At 36.6% G+C, this 18009-nt stretch carries 15 protein-coding genes; 4 read left to right on the top strand and 11 right to left on the bottom strand.

Annotated features, from left to right (window positions below; translation table 11 throughout):
- Nucleotides 1-6 precede the first annotated feature (6 nt).
- From IEV16_RS13565 to IEV16_RS08620, 3 genes are all read left to right on the top strand, one after another.
- Nucleotides 7-276, top strand: a complete 270-nt coding sequence (locus IEV16_RS13565; protein WP_345258618.1) for a GNAT family N-acetyltransferase — start codon at nucleotides 7-9, stop codon at nucleotides 274-276.
- 96 nt (nucleotides 277-372) lie between these two features.
- Nucleotides 373-483, top strand: coding sequence for a type II toxin-antitoxin system RelE/ParE family toxin (locus IEV16_RS13505; protein ID WP_188365363.1), 111 nt, complete (start codon nucleotides 373-375; stop codon nucleotides 481-483).
- 11 nt (nucleotides 484-494) lie between these two features.
- Entirely contained in the window at nucleotides 495-761 is a 267-nt protein-coding gene (locus IEV16_RS08620) for a HigA family addiction module antitoxin (RefSeq protein ID WP_188365295.1), read from the top strand.
- A gap of 127 nt (nucleotides 762-888) precedes the next feature.
- Here the strand turns inward: IEV16_RS08620 and IEV16_RS08615 are convergent, their stop codons facing one another.
- The 3 genes from IEV16_RS08615 to IEV16_RS08605 form a co-directional block, all read right to left on the bottom strand.
- Nucleotides 889-1116 (bottom strand): hypothetical protein, encoded by a 228-nt coding sequence (locus IEV16_RS08615; protein WP_188365294.1) that lies wholly within the window; start codon nucleotides 1114-1116, stop codon nucleotides 889-891.
- Between the two features lie 608 nt (nucleotides 1117-1724).
- Entirely contained in the window at nucleotides 1725-2174 is a 450-nt protein-coding gene (locus IEV16_RS08610; RefSeq protein WP_188365293.1) for a HEPN domain-containing protein, read from the bottom strand.
- The gene (locus IEV16_RS08605; RefSeq protein WP_188365292.1) at nucleotides 2161-2745 is read right to left on the bottom strand and encodes a nucleotidyltransferase domain-containing protein; all 585 of its coding nucleotides are present in this window, start codon (nucleotides 2743-2745) and stop codon (nucleotides 2161-2163) included. The genes IEV16_RS08610 and IEV16_RS08605 overlap by 14 nt, the downstream gene beginning before the upstream one ends.
- Nucleotides 2746-2824: 79 nt before the next feature.
- Here IEV16_RS08605 and IEV16_RS13560 point away from each other — a divergent pair, with 79 nt between their 5' ends.
- Nucleotides 2825-2917 carry an IS3 family transposase gene (locus tag IEV16_RS13560; protein ID WP_188365291.1) on the top strand — a complete coding sequence of 31 codons (93 nt, stop codon included), beginning with the start codon at nucleotides 2825-2827 and terminating at the stop codon, nucleotides 2915-2917.
- Nucleotides 2918-2988: 71 nt separating this feature from the next.
- On the opposite strand, the gene bamE is transcribed toward IEV16_RS13560, so the two are convergent.
- From bamE to IEV16_RS08560, 8 genes are read right to left on the bottom strand one after another with little or no spacing between them, the layout of a single operon-like run.
- Nucleotides 2989-3669 (bottom strand): outer membrane protein assembly factor BamE domain-containing protein, encoded by a 681-nt coding sequence (gene bamE, locus IEV16_RS08595; RefSeq protein WP_188365290.1) that lies wholly within the window; start codon nucleotides 3667-3669, stop codon nucleotides 2989-2991.
- Complete coding sequence (locus IEV16_RS08590) at nucleotides 3666-4226, bottom strand: hypothetical protein (RefSeq protein ID WP_188365289.1); 561 nt, start codon at nucleotides 4224-4226, stop codon at nucleotides 3666-3668. Before IEV16_RS08590 ends, bamE begins: the two co-directional genes overlap by 4 nt.
- Nucleotides 4227-4233: 7 nt before the next feature.
- Nucleotides 4234-5070 (bottom strand): GIY-YIG nuclease family protein, encoded by an 837-nt coding sequence (locus IEV16_RS08585; protein WP_188365288.1) that lies wholly within the window; start codon nucleotides 5068-5070, stop codon nucleotides 4234-4236.
- Nucleotides 5071-10365, bottom strand: a complete 5295-nt coding sequence (locus tag IEV16_RS08580; RefSeq protein ID WP_188365287.1) for a DUF4011 domain-containing protein — start codon at nucleotides 10363-10365, stop codon at nucleotides 5071-5073. It abuts the gene before it with no gap.
- A gap of 33 nt (nucleotides 10366-10398) precedes the next feature.
- Nucleotides 10399-13653, bottom strand: a complete 3255-nt coding sequence (locus IEV16_RS08575; RefSeq protein WP_188365286.1) for a type I restriction endonuclease subunit R — start codon at nucleotides 13651-13653, stop codon at nucleotides 10399-10401.
- Nucleotides 13650-14378: a hypothetical protein gene (locus tag IEV16_RS08570; RefSeq protein WP_188365285.1), complete on the bottom strand. Its 729-nt coding sequence runs from the start codon at nucleotides 14376-14378 to the stop codon at nucleotides 13650-13652. The genes IEV16_RS08575 and IEV16_RS08570 overlap by 4 nt, the downstream gene beginning before the upstream one ends.
- Nucleotides 14375-15679 carry a restriction endonuclease subunit S gene (locus tag IEV16_RS08565; RefSeq protein WP_188365284.1) on the bottom strand — a complete coding sequence of 435 codons (1305 nt, stop codon included), beginning with the start codon at nucleotides 15677-15679 and terminating at the stop codon, nucleotides 14375-14377. The genes IEV16_RS08570 and IEV16_RS08565 overlap by 4 nt, the downstream gene beginning before the upstream one ends.
- Nucleotides 15679-18003 (bottom strand): type I restriction-modification system subunit M, encoded by a 2325-nt coding sequence (locus IEV16_RS08560; protein ID WP_188365283.1) that lies wholly within the window; start codon nucleotides 18001-18003, stop codon nucleotides 15679-15681. The genes IEV16_RS08565 and IEV16_RS08560 overlap by 1 nt, the downstream gene beginning before the upstream one ends.
- Nucleotides 18004-18009 lie beyond the last annotated feature (6 nt).

The raw sequence follows: 18009 nt of genomic DNA, 5'->3' as shown, positions 1-18009 counted from the left end.
TTTAACTTGGCAAATTGCGGCATCCAGTGTCATTTGAAATTAGACAAATTGAACATTGACCCCAAACACTCAGGTATCGGGATAGGAACGCGATTGTTAAATAAAATTGAGCGACTCGCTAACAAAAAAGCGTTCGATAAACTTCACCTCAAAGCTTCAATGAACTCAATTTCATTCTATAAAAGCATGGCTTACAAAACAATTGAAGAAGCCAGACAATTGTTAAGTAATGGCAGCTCAATGGACACAGTTTTTATGGAAAAGGCCCTCAACTAAACTCTCAAGGCTCAGGCCTAAAAAGAGTCTGAGCCTTATTTCCCTGAAGTCCCCAAAAGATTCGTCGTCATGTTCTAACTAAGGACATACGCCAGAATCGAAATTAATAATCAAATATACAGTGTATGGGTCAACGAAAACTGGCGTATCACGTTTGAATTTTATGGTGGAAATGCCACTATTTTAAATTATGAAGATTATCATTGAGGTGAAATATTATGTTTAATCCTGCACATCCGGGTGAAATTTTAAAATCAACCTATTTAGAGCCTTTAAACTTATCCGTCAGCAAGGCCGCTGAAATGCTGGGCATATCAAGAAAGCACTTATCGGGGTTTGTGAACGGTCACGTCTCGGTCAGCCCTGAATTCGCACTCCGCTTACAGGCATTCACCGGAAAATCAGCCCAGGCCTGGTTAAGCCTGCAAAGCAACCACGACCTCTGGAAACTTAAAGACAAAACATTTGATGTGGTTTCTGTATAGGAAAGCTGGTCAGGAGTTATCCATTACAATAGACATAACTTAGAATTCTAACAGAGGATTGGCATAAAGCTCTTCTATGATAATAGAAGTTATTCAACCGATGCCTGTCCTCGCTTTGGCTAAAAACTCACCAGTCTTTAGAAGATCGTACTTCTCCATCGACCTTTGGAGCTTTTGGTTTCTGCATAAGCTTATAAATTAAAAACAAAGGAATCAATGTTAAAAAGCCCCAACTATTAACAGCCACACTATAAATAATAATCCCCACCAAAAAGCCAATCATAAAGGCGTTAACGATGGGAGATGGTGAGGGGTTTTTATCGGTTTGGTTTGCAGGTTTACTTGAATCATTCATGATGGTTTTTAGTTTTTTTTGAATAATTAAATTTTTAGACAGCCAATAATTATAGATTAATTATATGACATTATGGTCATCCAGAATTTTTTTTACATTATCATCGTTGTTGTTTTAACATGGTACCTAATCCGTGTTTTAAGGTGACCCGTTACACCCTTGCCGTAGAAAGCCGGTATCCAGCGTCTTTTAAAACAGGCTGATTCAACTAAATTTATATCCGCACAATCGTAAGGAATCACGATAAAAAACAGCTGTCTCATGACTCAAGGATTCGATTTATTCAAAGCACAATATTTCTCAGGGACTTCACTGGTTGTGTATTTATTAAATAGCCCAATGAATAATAATACAAAATACAGAGTTAAGGATATCAGTATAAAAACAATAATAGAATGACGAAACGGGAAACTAAAGATAACAGAAATAATTAACCACCAGCGAAATGAAACTTGAAATTCATCAAAATCAATACTCAAACAAGCCCCACATTCAGGGCAAGGCCGAAACTGCTTGCGCGTATCGGGAAATCTGATGGCCTGACCACAAACTGCACATTGCGTGTTCACTTCAAAGCCGTTGTAGATCATTGATTAAGGTTAAGCATATTATTTATAATTGGCCAATAATTCCGGATGGTTTTCTTTTATCCAATGGCTGACGTCAGCATATAATACCTTAGCATGTGAAATACAGGCTTCACACGCTTTATTGCTCACCAAATCACCCGAATAATCCGTGATGTTTCTTTGTTTGCGTAAGGCATCCAGTTCAATAACCACTTTGCGTTCTAATCCAATCGTTTGACTCAATGACTGAATCATCGTTTGGTGATGCCCCGGACGACTGGTCAGCGTCCGATAACCATTGGCTTGTAATGCCGCATTCGCCAATTGCATCACCGTTTTATAAGCCACATCGAATCGAGTTTCATTGCTTAGTCCTTCTACTTTGGCGTCTTGTAATGAAGATTCAGCAGACTGTAACAAACGTTGTATCATCGCTGGATCGGCTTTGACCTGCTCAAGACTGATACCAATCAGATTACTTAATGTCATCGCGATGACCTATTATGTGAATAACGTCATTATTTAATAGATTCTTAAAAAAAGCGTTAGGCTTTTCTATCTGGGACAGCCATTCTTTGACCGAAAAACATTGTGGATTAATTTCTCGGCCCAAAAATTCCTGAGCATCGTACAAAGCATGAACCACATCATTGTACTCAACATCGCCGATGACACAAACGTCCACATCACTGTATTGATTAGCTTTTCCTGTGGCGACAGAACCGAAAACAAAAGCCGCCTCAATTTGTCCAGCTAATGGCATCAAGGCTTCAGCAAGAACATCGGCTAATCCTGAAGTTTTACGTAAGATACTGACCAACTCCTTAAAAATTGGACAGGCTTGATTAGCGGTATAGGTCACCTGATTACCGCGTTTAGAATTAAGCAATATCCCTGCTTTTGCTAATTTTTTTAACTCTCGTCCGGTGGTGCCTGCAATGGTACCGGTTAAACGGGCCACCTCACGAACATGAAAAACCCGCTCAGGATGCAGCAACAACAAACCCAAAATTCGCTTACGGTAGTCTTTAAACAGTATTTCGGCCAACTCAATGGACATTTTTCAAAATGTTGCAAATATTGCAACGATTGTAGCTTTTTTTGCAACACCTGGCAAGACCTGTATTTGAGCAGCTATTTTGGATTACATAGAAATATTTTATAACCGGCAACGTATTCATCAATCATTAGGCTATAAAACGCCTAATGATTTTGAACAATGTGTCATTTAATTAACTGTCCGTGGAAACGGGTATACCTCAGCCTGTCCCATATTTTTTGTTCATGAGTTCTTTTAAATAGTTCAAATATCCAACATCAAATTTTTGGAAGTTATATTTTTGAATTCAAATTCATGGTTAAAATGTATCGATAAAATCTGATCTTTTGACCTGTCTTCACTGTCATTTTTATTTAAAATGTATACCAACGCATGGCCATTATTTGTTTCAGTTAAGCTTTTCGGGTAATGACTACTTTCATATCTGGGGCGACCAAGTATCTCTCTGACTTTTTCAAAGCTCATTCCCTTTTTGAGTTTTTCCACTCTATTAAATAAATTATTTTTGTCAGATTCTCGCCAGTTTTGACTGAAATTTAGATGCTCAAAGCCTGTTAATAGAAACACAGCCTCAATACATAATAACTTAGGTTTTTTGTAAAGGATATTTACCTGGATATCTTTAAGGTTATTTTTACCGGATTTGAAATAAATCTGCTTTAACTGATTTTCATCAAGACTGGTCAAAGGAACTTCTAAATAATCATCTGAGTTTATTTTTTGGTCACCGACAATTAATATTGCATACGAAAAATCAACATCATTATATTCTTTTGGCGTTTTAATCAGAATTTCATTCTCTTTCAATATCTCAACTGTTATTTGATATTGATTAGGCTCTGAAACGTCAATTTCAATGAATGGTTCAGTAGCAAAAACCACAACCCAATAAAACAATAAAACGAGCAATATGGAAATTTTCATTGTCTCAATACCTCATCCAAAGTCTTACCATTAATATCTTTTAATTGATTCAATAACCATTGTTTTATGCTCTTATGCAAAATGAATAATTTCTCCTGTAGGTATTTATACTGAATTTTAATTTGTTCGTTCTGCTCATCCAGTGAATTGATTAATGATCGACAGTTATTATCCGAAATAGGATTAAAATCGATCAGTAATTCATGGATTAATTTATTACGCTGTTCAACTAAAAACTCGAAATCCTTTTTTTGAGATTCTAAGCTGTCGGTTTCTGTATCATACGAAAAAGAAATCCAGGATTCGCTACTGTTTTCAGGATATTCATGTATCGGATCTGCATTAAAATTATATGTCTTGAAATAGTGCTGACTGACCTGACCCAAGGTCATGGTTTCATATTTTTTCTTCTTAGCTTCCAGCGTTTCTTTTAACTCAATAATTGGACATTGAAAATTAACTCTGCTTAGAAATAACTTCAGCATCCCCTCAATCTTGGATAGATTAACGACATTCCGGCCAATTTTTTGTAGCGCTTTATCAGATAGCTCAGACATGAATTAATTATTGCCGTAACAATTCATCCAAAGTCTGACCATTCTTATCTTTCCACTCAATCCAGCCATTTGAACTACGGCCCAAGACAGTGGCGGAAGCAGCTGAGGGGGATTTAAATAACTGGTCTGAGTTAAACTCATATACATCGCCCTTTTGGACCAATACTTCTTTTTCAACTAACTCTTCACGCAATGCTCGGTAACTACTTCCAGGTGCCATTGACATCTTAATGTGCGCAGTCGAACCAGCCAAAACCAAGTACCCCTCATCTGTGACTATGCATTTAGCTATAGCTTGTTTGCCTTTGCAGTAAAAGATTTTTCTTTGTTGGGCTTTGTCACCGCGTTTATCATCAAATATCGGATAGCCTAAAGTTGCTAACAAGACTTTAATGGTTTCGAAGTTATCGAGTAAATCATATTTTCTCGGCTCAGAGATCGAAGGCAATAAAGAACCGGTGCTGTTATCAGTGGTATAGCGCCCGGCTTTTGTGGCCTGATCTAAGCAATAATGCTCCAAGAACTTCACATCGGTCTTGGTGAATTCATTGGTCTTCGTCACAGCAATGACGCAATGCGTCCAGAAGTCTTTATTCCGGTTATGCTGCTGCAAGCGCGTCCAGCAATTCTCACCCTCGCCAATGTACACCTGCGGCCTGCCCTCCTCGTCATCCCCAAACAAGAAATAAACGCCCGTATACTGCGAGATGTCTCGCTTCGCGGCTTTATCCATCGCTGTTCGCGGAAACCAAATGGTTTTAATCAGGCGATTCGTTAGCTCGGCTTCTTTAACTGAAGTCGGTGCGCCTTCGGGGAGGAATATTTGGATGGTTTGGGGTTTCATTTAACTGTATTCAAATATCAGATTTAATATATCCTCTTTAAACTGCATTTGTTTAACGTCTATTTTTTCTCGCAGTTCTACCGGTACAGCTCTAAACCATTCTGTGTCGTTAATTGGTTTTTCTTTGACTAAATAATTTATTACTTCATTATTTAGAATGCTATTTCCTTTATTTGGATAATCAGGCGAGATATGATTTTTCCAGAACCTATTAAGAGCTTCTTTTAAATCAAGAGTTTTTTCATTTTCATCATCTTCATATTCTGTAGCAACAAGATCTTTAACATCGGTTTCAACAAAAGAAGCGTTTGATGGCTCTTTTATATCAATAAAGTTATTTTGGTAAGCTTCTAAACTTGACTTAATAGCCTTTTCAAGTCTATAAATCTCAATGTCACGTGAATTAAACCAATCAGTCGACCAAATTCTATGAATATTCCAACCCTTTCTTTCCAGGTTTTCTTGCCTTAACCGATCTCGATCTCTTGCAGATATACTTGAGTGATAAGCAGCACCATCACATTCTACACCCAACAAATACTCACCTGGACTTTTCGGGTTGACTACTCCAATATCAATTCGATACTTTGAAACACCAACTTGAGGATGACATTCATAACCCAGTTGATTAATTATGTTAATAACAGAAACTTCAAAATCGCTATCAGGCTCTTTGCCTGTCTCAACTCCCGTTTCGCCAATTGCACCACTATAAATAAATTCTAAGAATTTTTTAAACTCTTTTAATCCTTTTCTTGTATTATTAGTTACTCGTATATCACTTGGTTTAAGTGAAGTAATAACCATCATTTTTTGTTTTGCTCTAGAAGCAATTACATTAAGTCGCCTCCAACCTAATTCGGAATTTATTGGGCCAAATCGTTGAGCAACTTGTCCACCTTTAGTTTCCGGCCCATAAGTTGTTGAAATAATAATAACATCTCTTTCATCTCCTTGAACATTTTCAAGATTTTTAACAAAAAACTTATTGTCTAGATCTTCACTTGTTAAGGCGTTATTTAGATCATGGTGATGTTGTCTTGCCTTATCAATTAATAATGTTATCAACTCTGCTTGAGCCTTATTAAATGTAGCAACACCAAGAGACTTATTTGGAAAAGACTGAAAGTGCTTTATAATATATTCTACAACAACTTTCGCTTCATTTGGATTCTTCCCTTTTAGATAGTTTGAGTCCTCAATATATTTATAAAAGACGCCATATTTATTTGACTGATTATAAGGTGATGGAATAGTTATTAGATCTGATTCGTAAAATCTTAAATTAGAAAACTGAATAAGTGATTCATGTTCTGAACGGTAATGGAACTTAAGCCTTTCAAATTTCATTTGTTTAGAGCAAACTTCTAAAATCGACTCAGTATCATCTAATACAGTTTCTTCATCTTCTTCAGTCCTCTCAACCTCAACACTGAAAAATGATGTTGGAGGAAGTTGTTTCGAATCACCAACAATAATGACTTTATTGCCTCTTGCTATCGCTGATAATGCATCTTCAGGTTTAATTTGCGACGCTTCATCCATAACCACAAAATCAAAATGAAATTCACCAGGTGAAAGGTATTGCGAAACTGAAAGAGGAGACATTAAAAAACAAGGTTTTAAAGCAATAATAGCTTGGCCAGCCCTATTCATCAGTTGTCGTACAGGTAGGTGTCGAGTTTTTTTTCCAATTTCATGTTTAATTAACGATAATTGAGTTTTATTACTTACCTTGCCTACATTAGTACCTTTTGGAATTACATTTTTCTTTAAAGTGTTTTGAATTCTATTTGCATTGTTGGCTAAAACTTGACGATCCAATTCAGCAAATCTTTTTTGTAAATTCTCATAAGAAGAGGATGAAAAACTTTCTAGTTCGGGCTTGCTTTCAATTTCCCTATTTAGAAGAGTTTTGTGTACTAAATATTCGTACATATCGGCAGCCTGACTGCCTTTTATTTGGTTATTTTTAATTATTGACGAGATAGAAGTTAACCTTTTTTTATCAGCTTCTAAGCTAAATCGTACCCATTTAGAAATGCTCTTTAAATGAAATGTAGAATCAATGGCAATTTTTAGCTTCTCAACAAAAACAGCCATTACTATTGGCTTCTTATCAATCCATTCATTCAGATTAAATTGGCCAAGGCTACATAACAAATCCTTAAACGCCTGTAACTCTGTTAAAAAGGTACTTGTCTTATTCATTAGCGAATCAAATATATCATTTTGAAATTTATTTCTTTCATTAAATAAATATGACAATACTTCTGAGTTAATGCCTGGTAGCTTTATACGGGTTTCAATCCATTGATTAATTGCAACTAATTGAGAAATATCAGTTTGGTGACCTTTCCAGAGTTTTTCCTTAATTATGGGGTAGCAATGGTTTTTTTGAATTTCAGACTCAAATTTAATATTTGTATAAAATAATTTTAATACCTGTCTTAATTCTGTAAAGGATGTATCTGTATTACACCAACCTTGGTTTAATTGTTCATAAGCTTTTTGAATATAATCGCCCCATGGTATTAAATCTGAGATTACTTGAGAAAGCGACTTAGTCCATGTACTTTCTGGGAAAGGATGATTACTTTTAAATTGTTCTAACATTTTAAAAGTTTTCGTTATTTTATTCTCAATTATCTCGAGTTTTGCATAATGCCGGTTCCAGTTACTTAATATGTTTTGAGCATTGATTTTTCCAACTTTATCTTTTAATTTCTCAGCAAACTTAATAACTTCATCAACATTTTCCCAATTAGTATCAATACCTTTAAAGCCAACACCTAAGGAATTAATAAATAATTCATCTTTTAAAAACTCCTCTTTTCGATATACATAACTTATATAGGTTTCAAGTTGATCAATAAAATCTAAACTTTTACTAAATCCATTGGTATTTTTCAATAATGGTAATATTTTTCGTTTTGCTAATCGATAATCTTTATTTAAAAATGCAAAAAAATTAGATATATTTTGCTCTAAGATTATTTTTATATCCTTCAACTCATCTGAAGTTATTTCTTTATGAATTAAAAACGTGTTTTGTTTTTTTTCTAGCTGTACAATGGATTCGAATTTATCTTTTGCTAATGATAAGTATTCACTTGAATTACTATTAACATGTTCACTATGTAGTAATGGAATAAACTCGATATTTATATCCTTTAATTCATGAATGCTTTTTAACAGTCTTTCATGAGCTTCAATGGTTACTGCTTGAACTCCTATTAGGTTTGAAACATAGCTTGCATCCGAGTTCAGATTTTCTAACTTTCCAATTAATTTCTTAAAATCAATAGCCTCAGACTCAAGTTGATTTATCTTTACAGCGGGATTTATGACATTGCCGGAAAGTTGCTTGTAATGCCTATAAAGAAGTTGGGCGTAAGAATGAGCATTATCATGTGAATAACTAAACACTCGATTCACTAGTTCAATATTATCGAAATATTTTTTAATTTGAGCTGATAAATCTTCAAATTCATTTAATTTACTTTGATTTACTATTTCACCAATCAAAAGTTCATCAACTTTATTAAATTTACTGAAGTTATCATATTCAAATGATTTATCTATGTTTAATAAAGCTTGTACAGTAAAAACAGCTTTACCTTCTTTGTTTTTAGGGTTTTGTACTAAAAAATCCTCGAAATCTACTGTAGCTAAAATTAGAGACTCTAGTTTATGTTTTATATTTTCAATATCCGCATCATTTATTTTATCCGGTAAAAAACCAATCCATGAATTACGCACACTTTCTGGAATACTATCCCAACTTGTCCCTAAGTCATTTAATAAATTTCTATTTTCATCAAATTCAGAACTAGAAATATTAAATTCAACTTCTAAATCTGAACTAAGTATAGATCCAGGTAAATTTTGACTTAGTCTTTCAACACGCCAGAATATATCATATAAAGGAAGGTTTTCCGGGCCAAGTTGTTGATTCAGTAATTTGGAAAAAGCAAGTAACTTCTGGCGTGAAACTTCTAATTTATCTTCCTTGACCCCCATATAAATATCATGATGAGGATTAAACTCAATTTTTTTCTTTAATGATTCTAGAAGTTCTTTTTTGCTGCTTTTCAAGCCATGTAACTGTAAACAAAACACATCTAACCCTACATCAGCCAAGTGCTTATAAACAACGTCTAAAGCAGCCATTTTTTCAGCCACAAATAGAATTGATTTATTTTGGCTCAAAGCCACAGCAATTAAATTTGTAATTGTTTGTGATTTTCCTGTCCCAGGTGGACCCTCTATAACCAAACCATCTTCTGATTCTAGTGCTTTTATAATGGCTTTTTGTTGAGTTAAATCTGCATCTCTAACAAGCTTCAGATTATTATTTTTAAAATTATTATTTCTATTTTCTGAGTTATAGCCTTGCAGTGTTTGTTCTTTATCATCTGTGCCTAAAATTATATTGCGAAGCACTTTCTTATTCTCTAAAGGGGCATGTGCAGGCCAATTAGCTGGATTCAAATCATGCCACATAACTTGCTTACTAAAACTAAATAAGCCAATAGTCATTTCTCTGATTATTTTCCAGCCACTTTCCTTAAGACTTAACGGAATAATCTGATCTATTTCATTCCAGTACGCCTCTGGTTTAACTTCAGACTGATACTCTGAGATTTTTATGTCGAAGTCATGTAATAGCTTTTCAGATAAAGAATAGTTATTTGAAATCGGTTCATCAGAATATTTAATTAGAAACTTTCCTTCGCCAGAAACGCCTAACTTTTTCATTTGAATCGGTATCATGATTAATGGTGCTTTGCATGTTTTACTATCTCTACTATCAGACCATTCCAAAAAACCAATAGCCAAATATAAAGCATTAGCACCGGTTTCTTCAGTATAGCTTCTTGAGGCACTATATAAGTTTCTAAGCTTTCGATTAAGCAAAGTTTCTGAATATGGAGTTTGTAGTATTGAATCCTGATATTTTTCTTCAATTTCTTGTTGATTAAGTGACTCAGGCAATGAACGGTCTAAATCAGAAAAAATATCTTCCGTTAACTTACCTTGGGCATCAATCTCATCATCTAAATTCTGCTGTAATTCATCCGTGTTTCCAAATTCAAATTCAACGTTATTTTCTAAAAGATCGTTGAAAACTAAATCCGCCATTTCATCAATAATAGCAATATCCTTTGCACCTTCACGAAAATTCAATAACCGATTTCTTCGGGTCAAATCCAATAACTTTTGTCTGGAACGTTCTAATGACTGATTAAAAAAATCACTGTGTTCAAGTTGATTTACAGAATCTCTATCCATTTCTTTTACTCTTTATTTACATATCCTAAATAATCAATTTTCAATCCCCTTCAACATACCAAAAATTAAATTCGCAAACATTTTTTGCTTTCTTGGATCTGATAGGAGTTGAAGCATTTGGTCTTTGTGTATCTCGTTGCTCTCGATAATGGCAGTACTGAGAGCGCTGTCAAAGTCACCGAGCATGGCTTGTTCCTGGGTATTGTTGGCGATTTGTGCCATTACTTTTGTGTTTTCGCTGAGTTTATCTCTGACGGTGTAGGCGTAATTGACCATGTCCTTTTCGGTGAGGTTATCGGTGATGAATATTTCATTGAGACGATTGATGATTTGTGACAATAGTTCTTCTTTTTTGTTTTTGGCCTTGGCTGTTCCAACGCTGTCTGCAGATTCAAGTTTGTAGTCAGATGAGTCTTCTTTTAACCGTATGTCTTGTTGTCTGGTTTTAGATAAGCGGTAATGACTGAGTACCACATAATCTAAATCGATATCATCATCTTCAACCTGGGATTCACGTAACATAGGTCGCAGGTTTCTGGCATAAAGGGCCAGCTTTTCCAAATCCTTATCATCGTAATCACAAATTTGGGACATGAATTCATATTGCCTGACGAACGAACCTAAATCCTTTTTGAAAATTTCTAATTCGTCTTTGGCTTGTTTACATTCTTTAAACGTATTTTCAGTGTTAGCAATGATAACAGCATCGCCGGTCTTCTTTGCCCGCTCAAACATTTCTTTAGCATCTTTAAAGGCTTCTAGGGCTAACTTATATCGGCCTTGCCACCTTTGAACTGCCGGCTTACAAATATTGGCAAGGGCAGCGTTACTTTTGCTTTTTTCATAAAAAAATTGACAGAACTGTTCCACCTCCTGCCACATAAAGATACCGAATGATTTAAGCTTTTCAAACAAATCAAAAATAAGATTAGGATCTGAAACATCAGCCAGTTCAGCGGTTTCGTAATAAGGCTGAAAGGCCGCTAAAATATCTTCTGGTTCATTAAGGAAGTCCAGTACATAGGTACCAGTTTCGGCTTTGGTTGGATAAGTTCTGTTCAACCGTGAAAGCGTTTGCACACACTCGACCCCTCCGAGCTTCTTATCCACATACATGGCGCAAAGTTTCGGCTGATCAAATCCTGTTTGGAACTTGTTGGCGACAATCATGACCTGATAATCATCAGAATCGAAGGCGTTACGAAGATCTCGGCCTTTAAGGTTAGGGTTCATGCTGATTTCAGTAAACTTCTCACCCAATAAAGCCGCCGCATTGGGATCTTTTTCATTAAACTCAACTTCACCAGAAAATGCCACCATGGCATGTATTTTCTGATAGTTGTTTTGTTTGATGTATTGATCAAAACAAAGCTTGTATCGCACGGCTTCTTTACGTGAACTGGTGACCACCATGGCCTTAGCTTGCCCACCAAGTAGTCCCATCACATTATTTTTAAAATGCTCAATAATGACCTGCACTTTTTGGGCGATGTTGTAATCATGTAAACGCACCCATTGATTGAGCTTAATCTTGGCTTTTTTACTTTCAACTTCCTGGTCAGCATCTTGAATTCTAAGCGCCAAGTTATAGGCTACTTTGTAATTGGTGTAGTTCTTTAACACATCGAGAATAAAGCCTTCTTCGATGGCTTGTCGCATACTGTAAACATGAAAGGCTTCAGGCTTATTCGATGATGATGGTGGCTCACCAGAGTTTGGTAAACGACCAAACAGCTCAATGGTTTTGGCTTTAGGCGTAGCAGTAAACGCAAAATAACTTAAGTTTTCAGCTTTCTTGCGTGAAGCGACTGTTGCGCCAATGTAATCCTCAGAAGATAATTCTTCCTCATTTTCCTCACGCCCTTCTTTCATTAAAGTTTCTTTGAGCTTTCTGGCTGTAGTACCTGTCTGCGAAGAATGCGCCTCATCAGCAATAATGGCGTAATTTCTTTGTTTCAAGCTGGTACTATTTTCGATGGCCTGCAGAACAAATGGAAACGTTTGAATAGTGACGATAATAATCGGTTGTGAATTTTCTAAAGCTGTCGCCAGCTTTTCGGATTTACTGCCATCACCCTCCTCTCTATTTATACGACCGACCACACCGTCCTGATGCTCGAATTGATAAATGGTGTCCTGTAACTGATCATCCAATACTGTGCGGTCAGTGACAATAATCACCGAATCAAATTGTTTTTTACCCTCAGCTGTAAAAGCGGCTGACAACTGATGGGCTGTCCAGGCGATTGAATAAGACTTACCGGAGCCGGCACTGTGCTGAACCAGGTATTTATGTCCGGGCCCTTCGACTTTGGAGGTATTAACCAACTGATTAACCACATCCCACTGGTGGTATCGAGGAAAAATCATGGTTTCCTTTTTATACCTTCGCCCTTCCCAGTCTTCCTTGTCTTCGATTTCCAAATGAATATACTTAGCCAGAATATTAAGTAAATTATCGGGCTGTAACACCTCATTCCACAGATAGTCGGTAGCATATTGGTTAACATCTTCGGGACTGTCATTACCCGCACCACCCTCTTTCGTACCTTTATTGAACGGTAAGAAGAAAGTATCTTGACCAGCTAATTTTGTCGCCATATAGACTTCATACTGGCTCACAGCAAAATGCACCAAAGCACCGCGCTTAAATGTTAATAGTGGTTCCGGCTTTTTAGTAACAGGATCAATCGCTAATCGCGTGGTTTTATATTGCTTAATGGCGTTATGTACTGCTTGTTTGAATTCGCTTTTAAGTTCCAAAGTCGCAATAGGTAAGCCATTCACGAATAGCACCAAATCAATCCGCCATTTCTTGGACTTAACACCCTCTTCCAACTCATGAACATCGGTAGCCCAGGGCGAATAAACTAACTCAGGTACAACCCTAAATCGATTCTTATCATATCGCTTCAAGGTATTCGGATTGAGATCATGTTCAGGTTTAAACTGGACTAAGTCAAACCGTGTGCCCCGATCTTTCAAGTTATGCCTTAAAACACCTAAAGTGCCAAACGTTCGCATTTCCTTATTCGCGGCATTGGGATCGGCTTTATTTAACTGCGCTGCAACCCGTTCTAATAACTTTTGTTCTGGATTATTTGGGTATAAACGACAAAATTTCTGCCACTGTTTGTCTTGTGTATCCTTGATAAAACCAAGTAAATCCTCAGAGTACAAAGCCAATTCACGGTTGTAATTATCGGGATGACCCACTTGCCAACCATTACATACCAGCTGATTAATTATATCGTTCTGAAAAGGTAATTCGTTGGCTTTAGTCATCATGTAATTCCTAAAAAGTTAATGATTTCACTCGAGTAAAATTGACAACATATTGCAAATATAGCCAATAAATATGGAGCCAACAAATCTAATTGTTCACGATCCTGTATATAACTTCTAAATTGGTAATAAAGCTCCTTTCGTATAACTTTAGGCATTAATAATCCAGGCTTTCTTATTTTGTTATTTATCCACTTCAACCAATTAGGTTTTAATTTAATATATTCATGAATACTTGCCTTGTCAGTTTCATAATCATCTCCTTTTTTCCAATCATATACTAAATACCTTCTAAAGAGCCCTTTACATTCATATCTAGTTGTAATCGAATTACTATCTTTTTTAATAAAATTATAATAGCCGTCATTCATAGGAAATTTTTCAGGAATTAATCCGTAAAACTGTCTTCCATCACTGTCTAGATGAATGAAAAAATCATCCGCCATTAGATTTTGACTCCAAGAATTAAATAGTTTCACATGGTACTTGTGCGCGTAAGTAAAATAACGAATAAAAGTATATATAAGAGCAAAGAAAATTAATTGCCCAATGGCTCCTTCGTTAGCAATAGATAATTTCAAAATAAAAGTATTCGCTTCGATAATTTTAATTCCTGACAGCTTTATACCAATAAAAAGTATAGACAAAGTCACCAATACTTTTCTTTTAGACTGAAATCCTTTATCTGAGTCCATCTGAGTCTTTATACTGTTTTCATCATTACTCATTGAGATATTTTCCAATTTCTCACATCAATCTTTCCTGTTACGGCTGCTGAGATCAGTGCTGTTCGGCGCTCTCTCAGTAATACACTTATTTGATTGGCTTTATTCAACTGTAAATCATATTTGCTAATAACTTGATCTAAATGGTTAACTATTTCTTTCTGTTCTTTTATTGGTGGAACCGTAAAATCGAATTTTGCTATTTTATCTAAGTGCAAGTTAATAACGGTGCTTTGTTTAATTTGCCCAAAAATTTGCTCTCTGATTTCATGTGTTTTAAAAAAATAATATGCATAATTTACATTAAGCTTTTTATTAAATTTAATTAAACACAAACTAACAAATATACTAAATTCCCAATCCCAATCTACAATTTTTGGGACACCAATTGTTCCATTTTTAGAAAGCAACAAATCTCCCTTTTGTGGATTACATCTTTTTATCAAATCTTGATGCTCAATTCTTGGAATATACTTGATGTGATCCATATTAATTTTTTCACTATGTATATCAGTAACTCTCAGGAATGGTACTCCTTCATCTACATACGTTGGAGTAAAATGTGCTCCATCAACTATTTGAATAGTTAAATATTTCAGTTTACTTACATCCCAATGCTCCGGCACATCCCCTAACCATTCGACGCCGGAGTCCTTCATGGGGGCGTTGGGGTTGAGGCCTTTGGTGACGGCGTGGCTGATTACGGCTTGGCGTTTTTCTTTGAGGAGTTTGATCAGTTGTTGTTGTTTTTCAATCAGCTGATCGATTTTGGCGGTTTCGTGGTCGAGGAAGTTGGCTATTTGTTTTTGTTCTTCCTCCAATGGAACTAGAACTGGATATTTTCTATATGAATCATTAGATAAGTGAGTTTGGTTTGAGCCATCATCGTACATTAAAAAATATGGACTTCTATCTAGCTGGTAATAAAGAAATTTCGAATTAATCTTGTGCGCAGTTAGAGCACATACTCGTTGATTCACTGCATACATATTATTGTTTTCTACATAAAAAGCCTTTGCTAGTGCTCGACCATTAGGGAGGTCGCTCATTACCATAAGCACATCATATAGATTTGCAGGAGTTAAATTCTGCGTACACCGTTTAATTTTCTGACCTCTCGTAGATACGAAGCGGGAGTTGACGCAAATGTATTTCCCATCATCATCAACAAATGGCTCATGCGCTTTTCCTTGCCTAAACCCACAAATGGTATATAGAGGCTTTACATCCCAATGTGATGGAATAGTGTTCAGAAAGACAGTCTTAAAATCTTTATATTTAGAATAAGTTTGATACTTCTCCACTATGAATGCACCTCATTCAATAAGTCCATGATTTCCTTGCTGACCAAATCCAGTTCTTTGTCTATTTCTTCTAAGGGTCTCGGTGGCACGTATTGATAAAAATGTCGGTTAAAGGGTATTTCATAACCGACAATACCGATTTCATCGTCTAAGGCATCTTTTTTACCAGCATCAATCCAGGCATCAGGGACGTGCGGTTGGACTTCTTTTTTGAAGTAGGCTTCGTTGGTTTCGTTGACGGATTGATTTGGATTTAAAGCGACGTTTTCATAATCACGCAGTTCGGTGTCGGGTTTATATTCGATGACCTTTCCAGAAACTTCAAATAAACCATACAATGGATTAGCTTTACCCTTATGGACTTTTTTCACCACTTTTTCTGCTTCCGGGTTTTTCCAACTAACTACTTGAGTGATTTGCTTCTTTTCTTTGGCGTCGAGCTTTAAGTCTACTTCCTTACAGGCCTGTTTAATGATGCCATCGTATTGATTCATGTCATCGTGCTGTGCCGTGCCGATAACTTGTTGAAGTTGTTTGGCTTTGAGTAACAAGGCTTTTTGTGCTCGCCATGTTTTTGGGTTTAAAAGTTCTTTGATTTGTTTTTCTTTGAGGTTACTGAAGTTATCTTTGATGTAAGCACGGATCAAAATCTGGTCATCATCACTTATGACGCCGTAATGTTCGCAGTCTGGCTGATCAGTCCATTGCTGACCGTATTCTTGATAGATCCATTGCATCGCTGTATTCAGTGGCTTATTGGCGAAACGCAGTTCTTCCAGTTTTTCATCACTGAATTGAAACGATTCTCTCAAAGGCCGTTCTATGGTGATACGGCGGTAGCCAAATTCATGGTTTTTGAAGATTTTACTGCTGAAGGTTTTAGGTGTTTCTGCTTTATCGTTTTCAGATTGGCGACCCCGGTTACTTTTTTGTTCCTCTGGCTTATCCAATGCCATATTGTCCACAGCTTCATAGGCGCCAAATGTACGGGTAATGAGGGCAATGTCATCTTCTTCCACTAAATTGCGTTTAGAACCCAATGATTTACGCATTTTAGCGTACAGATTAACGCCGTTAATCAACTGAACCTTACCTTTGCGCTCAGCTTGTTTATGGTTAGATAGAATCCAGATATAGGTGGCGATACCGGTGTTATAAAACATATCAGTAGGTAAAGCCACGATGGCTTCTAACAGGTCGGCTTCCAGTATATAGCGTCTGATTTCAGATTCACCGGAACCTGCCCCTCCGGTAAACAATGGCGAGCCGTTAAGGATAATGCCGATACGGCCACCGCCGTCTTGAGTGTCACGCAACTTATCAATCAGATGCATTAAGAACAATAGCGACCCATCGGATACCCGAGGTAAGCCGGGACCAAAACGTCCGTCATGGCCTTTGAGCTTATGTTCATCGAGGATTTCTTTTTTAATTTTCTTCCAGTCCACACCGAATGGCGGATTGGACAGCATGTAATCGAACTTTTGCGCATACAGCTGATCATTGGATAAGGTGTTACCGAGTTTAATGTTATTCACTTCCTGGCCCTTAATCAGCATGTCCGCTTTACAAATGGCATAACTCTCCGGGTTTAACTCCTGACCAAAAGGTTTTAAAACCGCATTCGGGTTCATTTCATGGACATACTCCATGCCTGATGATAAAAAACCACCGGTTCCGGCTGTCGGGTCATAAATGGTGCGAATGATACCATCACGGGTGAGTACCTCATTATCTTCCATGAAAACTAACGAAGTGGTCAGACGTACAATATCTCTCGGAGTAAAATGCTCACCGGCAGTTTCATTAGAACTCTCCGCAAAACGTCGGATTAGCTCTTCAAACACCAAACCCATGTCATGATTAGAAACCGTTTCAGGACTTAAGTCGGTATTACGCACTTTCTCAACAACCTTATACAGTAAATTAGAATCAGCCAGACGACCGACAAACTCGCTGAATTTAAAATGCTCAAATATTTCCCGGGCATGGGCTGAGAAGTTTTGCACATAAGTTTCCAGATTTCCTTGAATTCCAGACTGACCCAGTTTGGATAAATCCATCGGTGAACTGTTATAAAAAGACAGACCATTGGTGGCCGGTAAAATCAGCTTTTCCTTGGCCTCCTCCGGAATATCCATTTTTTCAACTTCAGCCACTTTATCTAAAACAGCCTGTTTACTGGACTCCAGTACGCATTCCAATCGACGTAATAAGGTAAAAGGTAAAATAATGCGCCCATATTGACTTTGTTTAAAATCCCCGCGCAATAAATCAGCCAACGACCAAATATAGGCCGCAAGGTTATTGGTGTTTTGTGTCATGGCATC

The sequence above is a fragment of the Marinicella pacifica genome (genome assembly GCF_014636635.1).
GTDB classification, from domain to species: domain Bacteria; phylum Pseudomonadota; class Gammaproteobacteria; order Xanthomonadales; family Marinicellaceae; genus Marinicella; species Marinicella pacifica.
The sequence above is the reverse complement of the archived record's forward strand: the minus strand, read 5'-3'. Positions and strand labels throughout refer to the sequence as shown.

What these genes read in the sequence shown, in the direction of transcription:
- IEV16_RS08620 (WP_188365295.1), top strand. Translation starts at nt 495, where the DNA reads ATGTTTAATCCTGCACATCCGGGTGAAATTTTAAAATCAACCTATTTA.
- IEV16_RS08615 (WP_188365294.1), bottom strand. Translation starts at nt 1,116, where the DNA reads ATGAATGATTCAAGTAAACCTGCAAACCAAACCGATAAAAACCCCTCA.
- IEV16_RS08610 (WP_188365293.1), bottom strand. Translation starts at nt 2,174, where the DNA reads ATGACATTAAGTAATCTGATTGGTATCAGTCTTGAGCAGGTCAAAGCC.
- IEV16_RS08605 (WP_188365292.1), bottom strand. Translation starts at nt 2,745, where the DNA reads ATGTCCATTGAGTTGGCCGAAATACTGTTTAAAGACTACCGTAAGCGA.
- bamE (WP_188365290.1), bottom strand. Translation starts at nt 3,669, where the DNA reads ATGAAAATTTCCATATTGCTCGTTTTATTGTTTTATTGGGTTGTGGTT.
- IEV16_RS08590 (WP_188365289.1), bottom strand. Translation starts at nt 4,226, where the DNA reads ATGTCTGAGCTATCTGATAAAGCGCTACAAAAAATTGGCCGGAATGTC.
- IEV16_RS08585 (WP_188365288.1), bottom strand. Translation starts at nt 5,070, where the DNA reads ATGAAACCCCAAACCATCCAAATATTCCTCCCCGAAGGCGCACCGACT.
- IEV16_RS08580 (WP_188365287.1), bottom strand. Translation starts at nt 10,365, where the DNA reads ATGGATAGAGATTCTGTAAATCAACTTGAACACAGTGATTTTTTTAAT.
- IEV16_RS08575 (WP_188365286.1), bottom strand. Translation starts at nt 13,653, where the DNA reads ATGATGACTAAAGCCAACGAATTACCTTTTCAGAACGATATAATTAAT.
- IEV16_RS08570 (WP_188365285.1), bottom strand. Translation starts at nt 14,378, where the DNA reads ATGAGTAATGATGAAAACAGTATAAAGACTCAGATGGACTCAGATAAA.
- IEV16_RS08560 (WP_188365283.1), bottom strand. Translation starts at nt 18,003, where the DNA reads ATGACACAAAACACCAATAACCTTGCGGCCTATATTTGGTCGTTGGCT.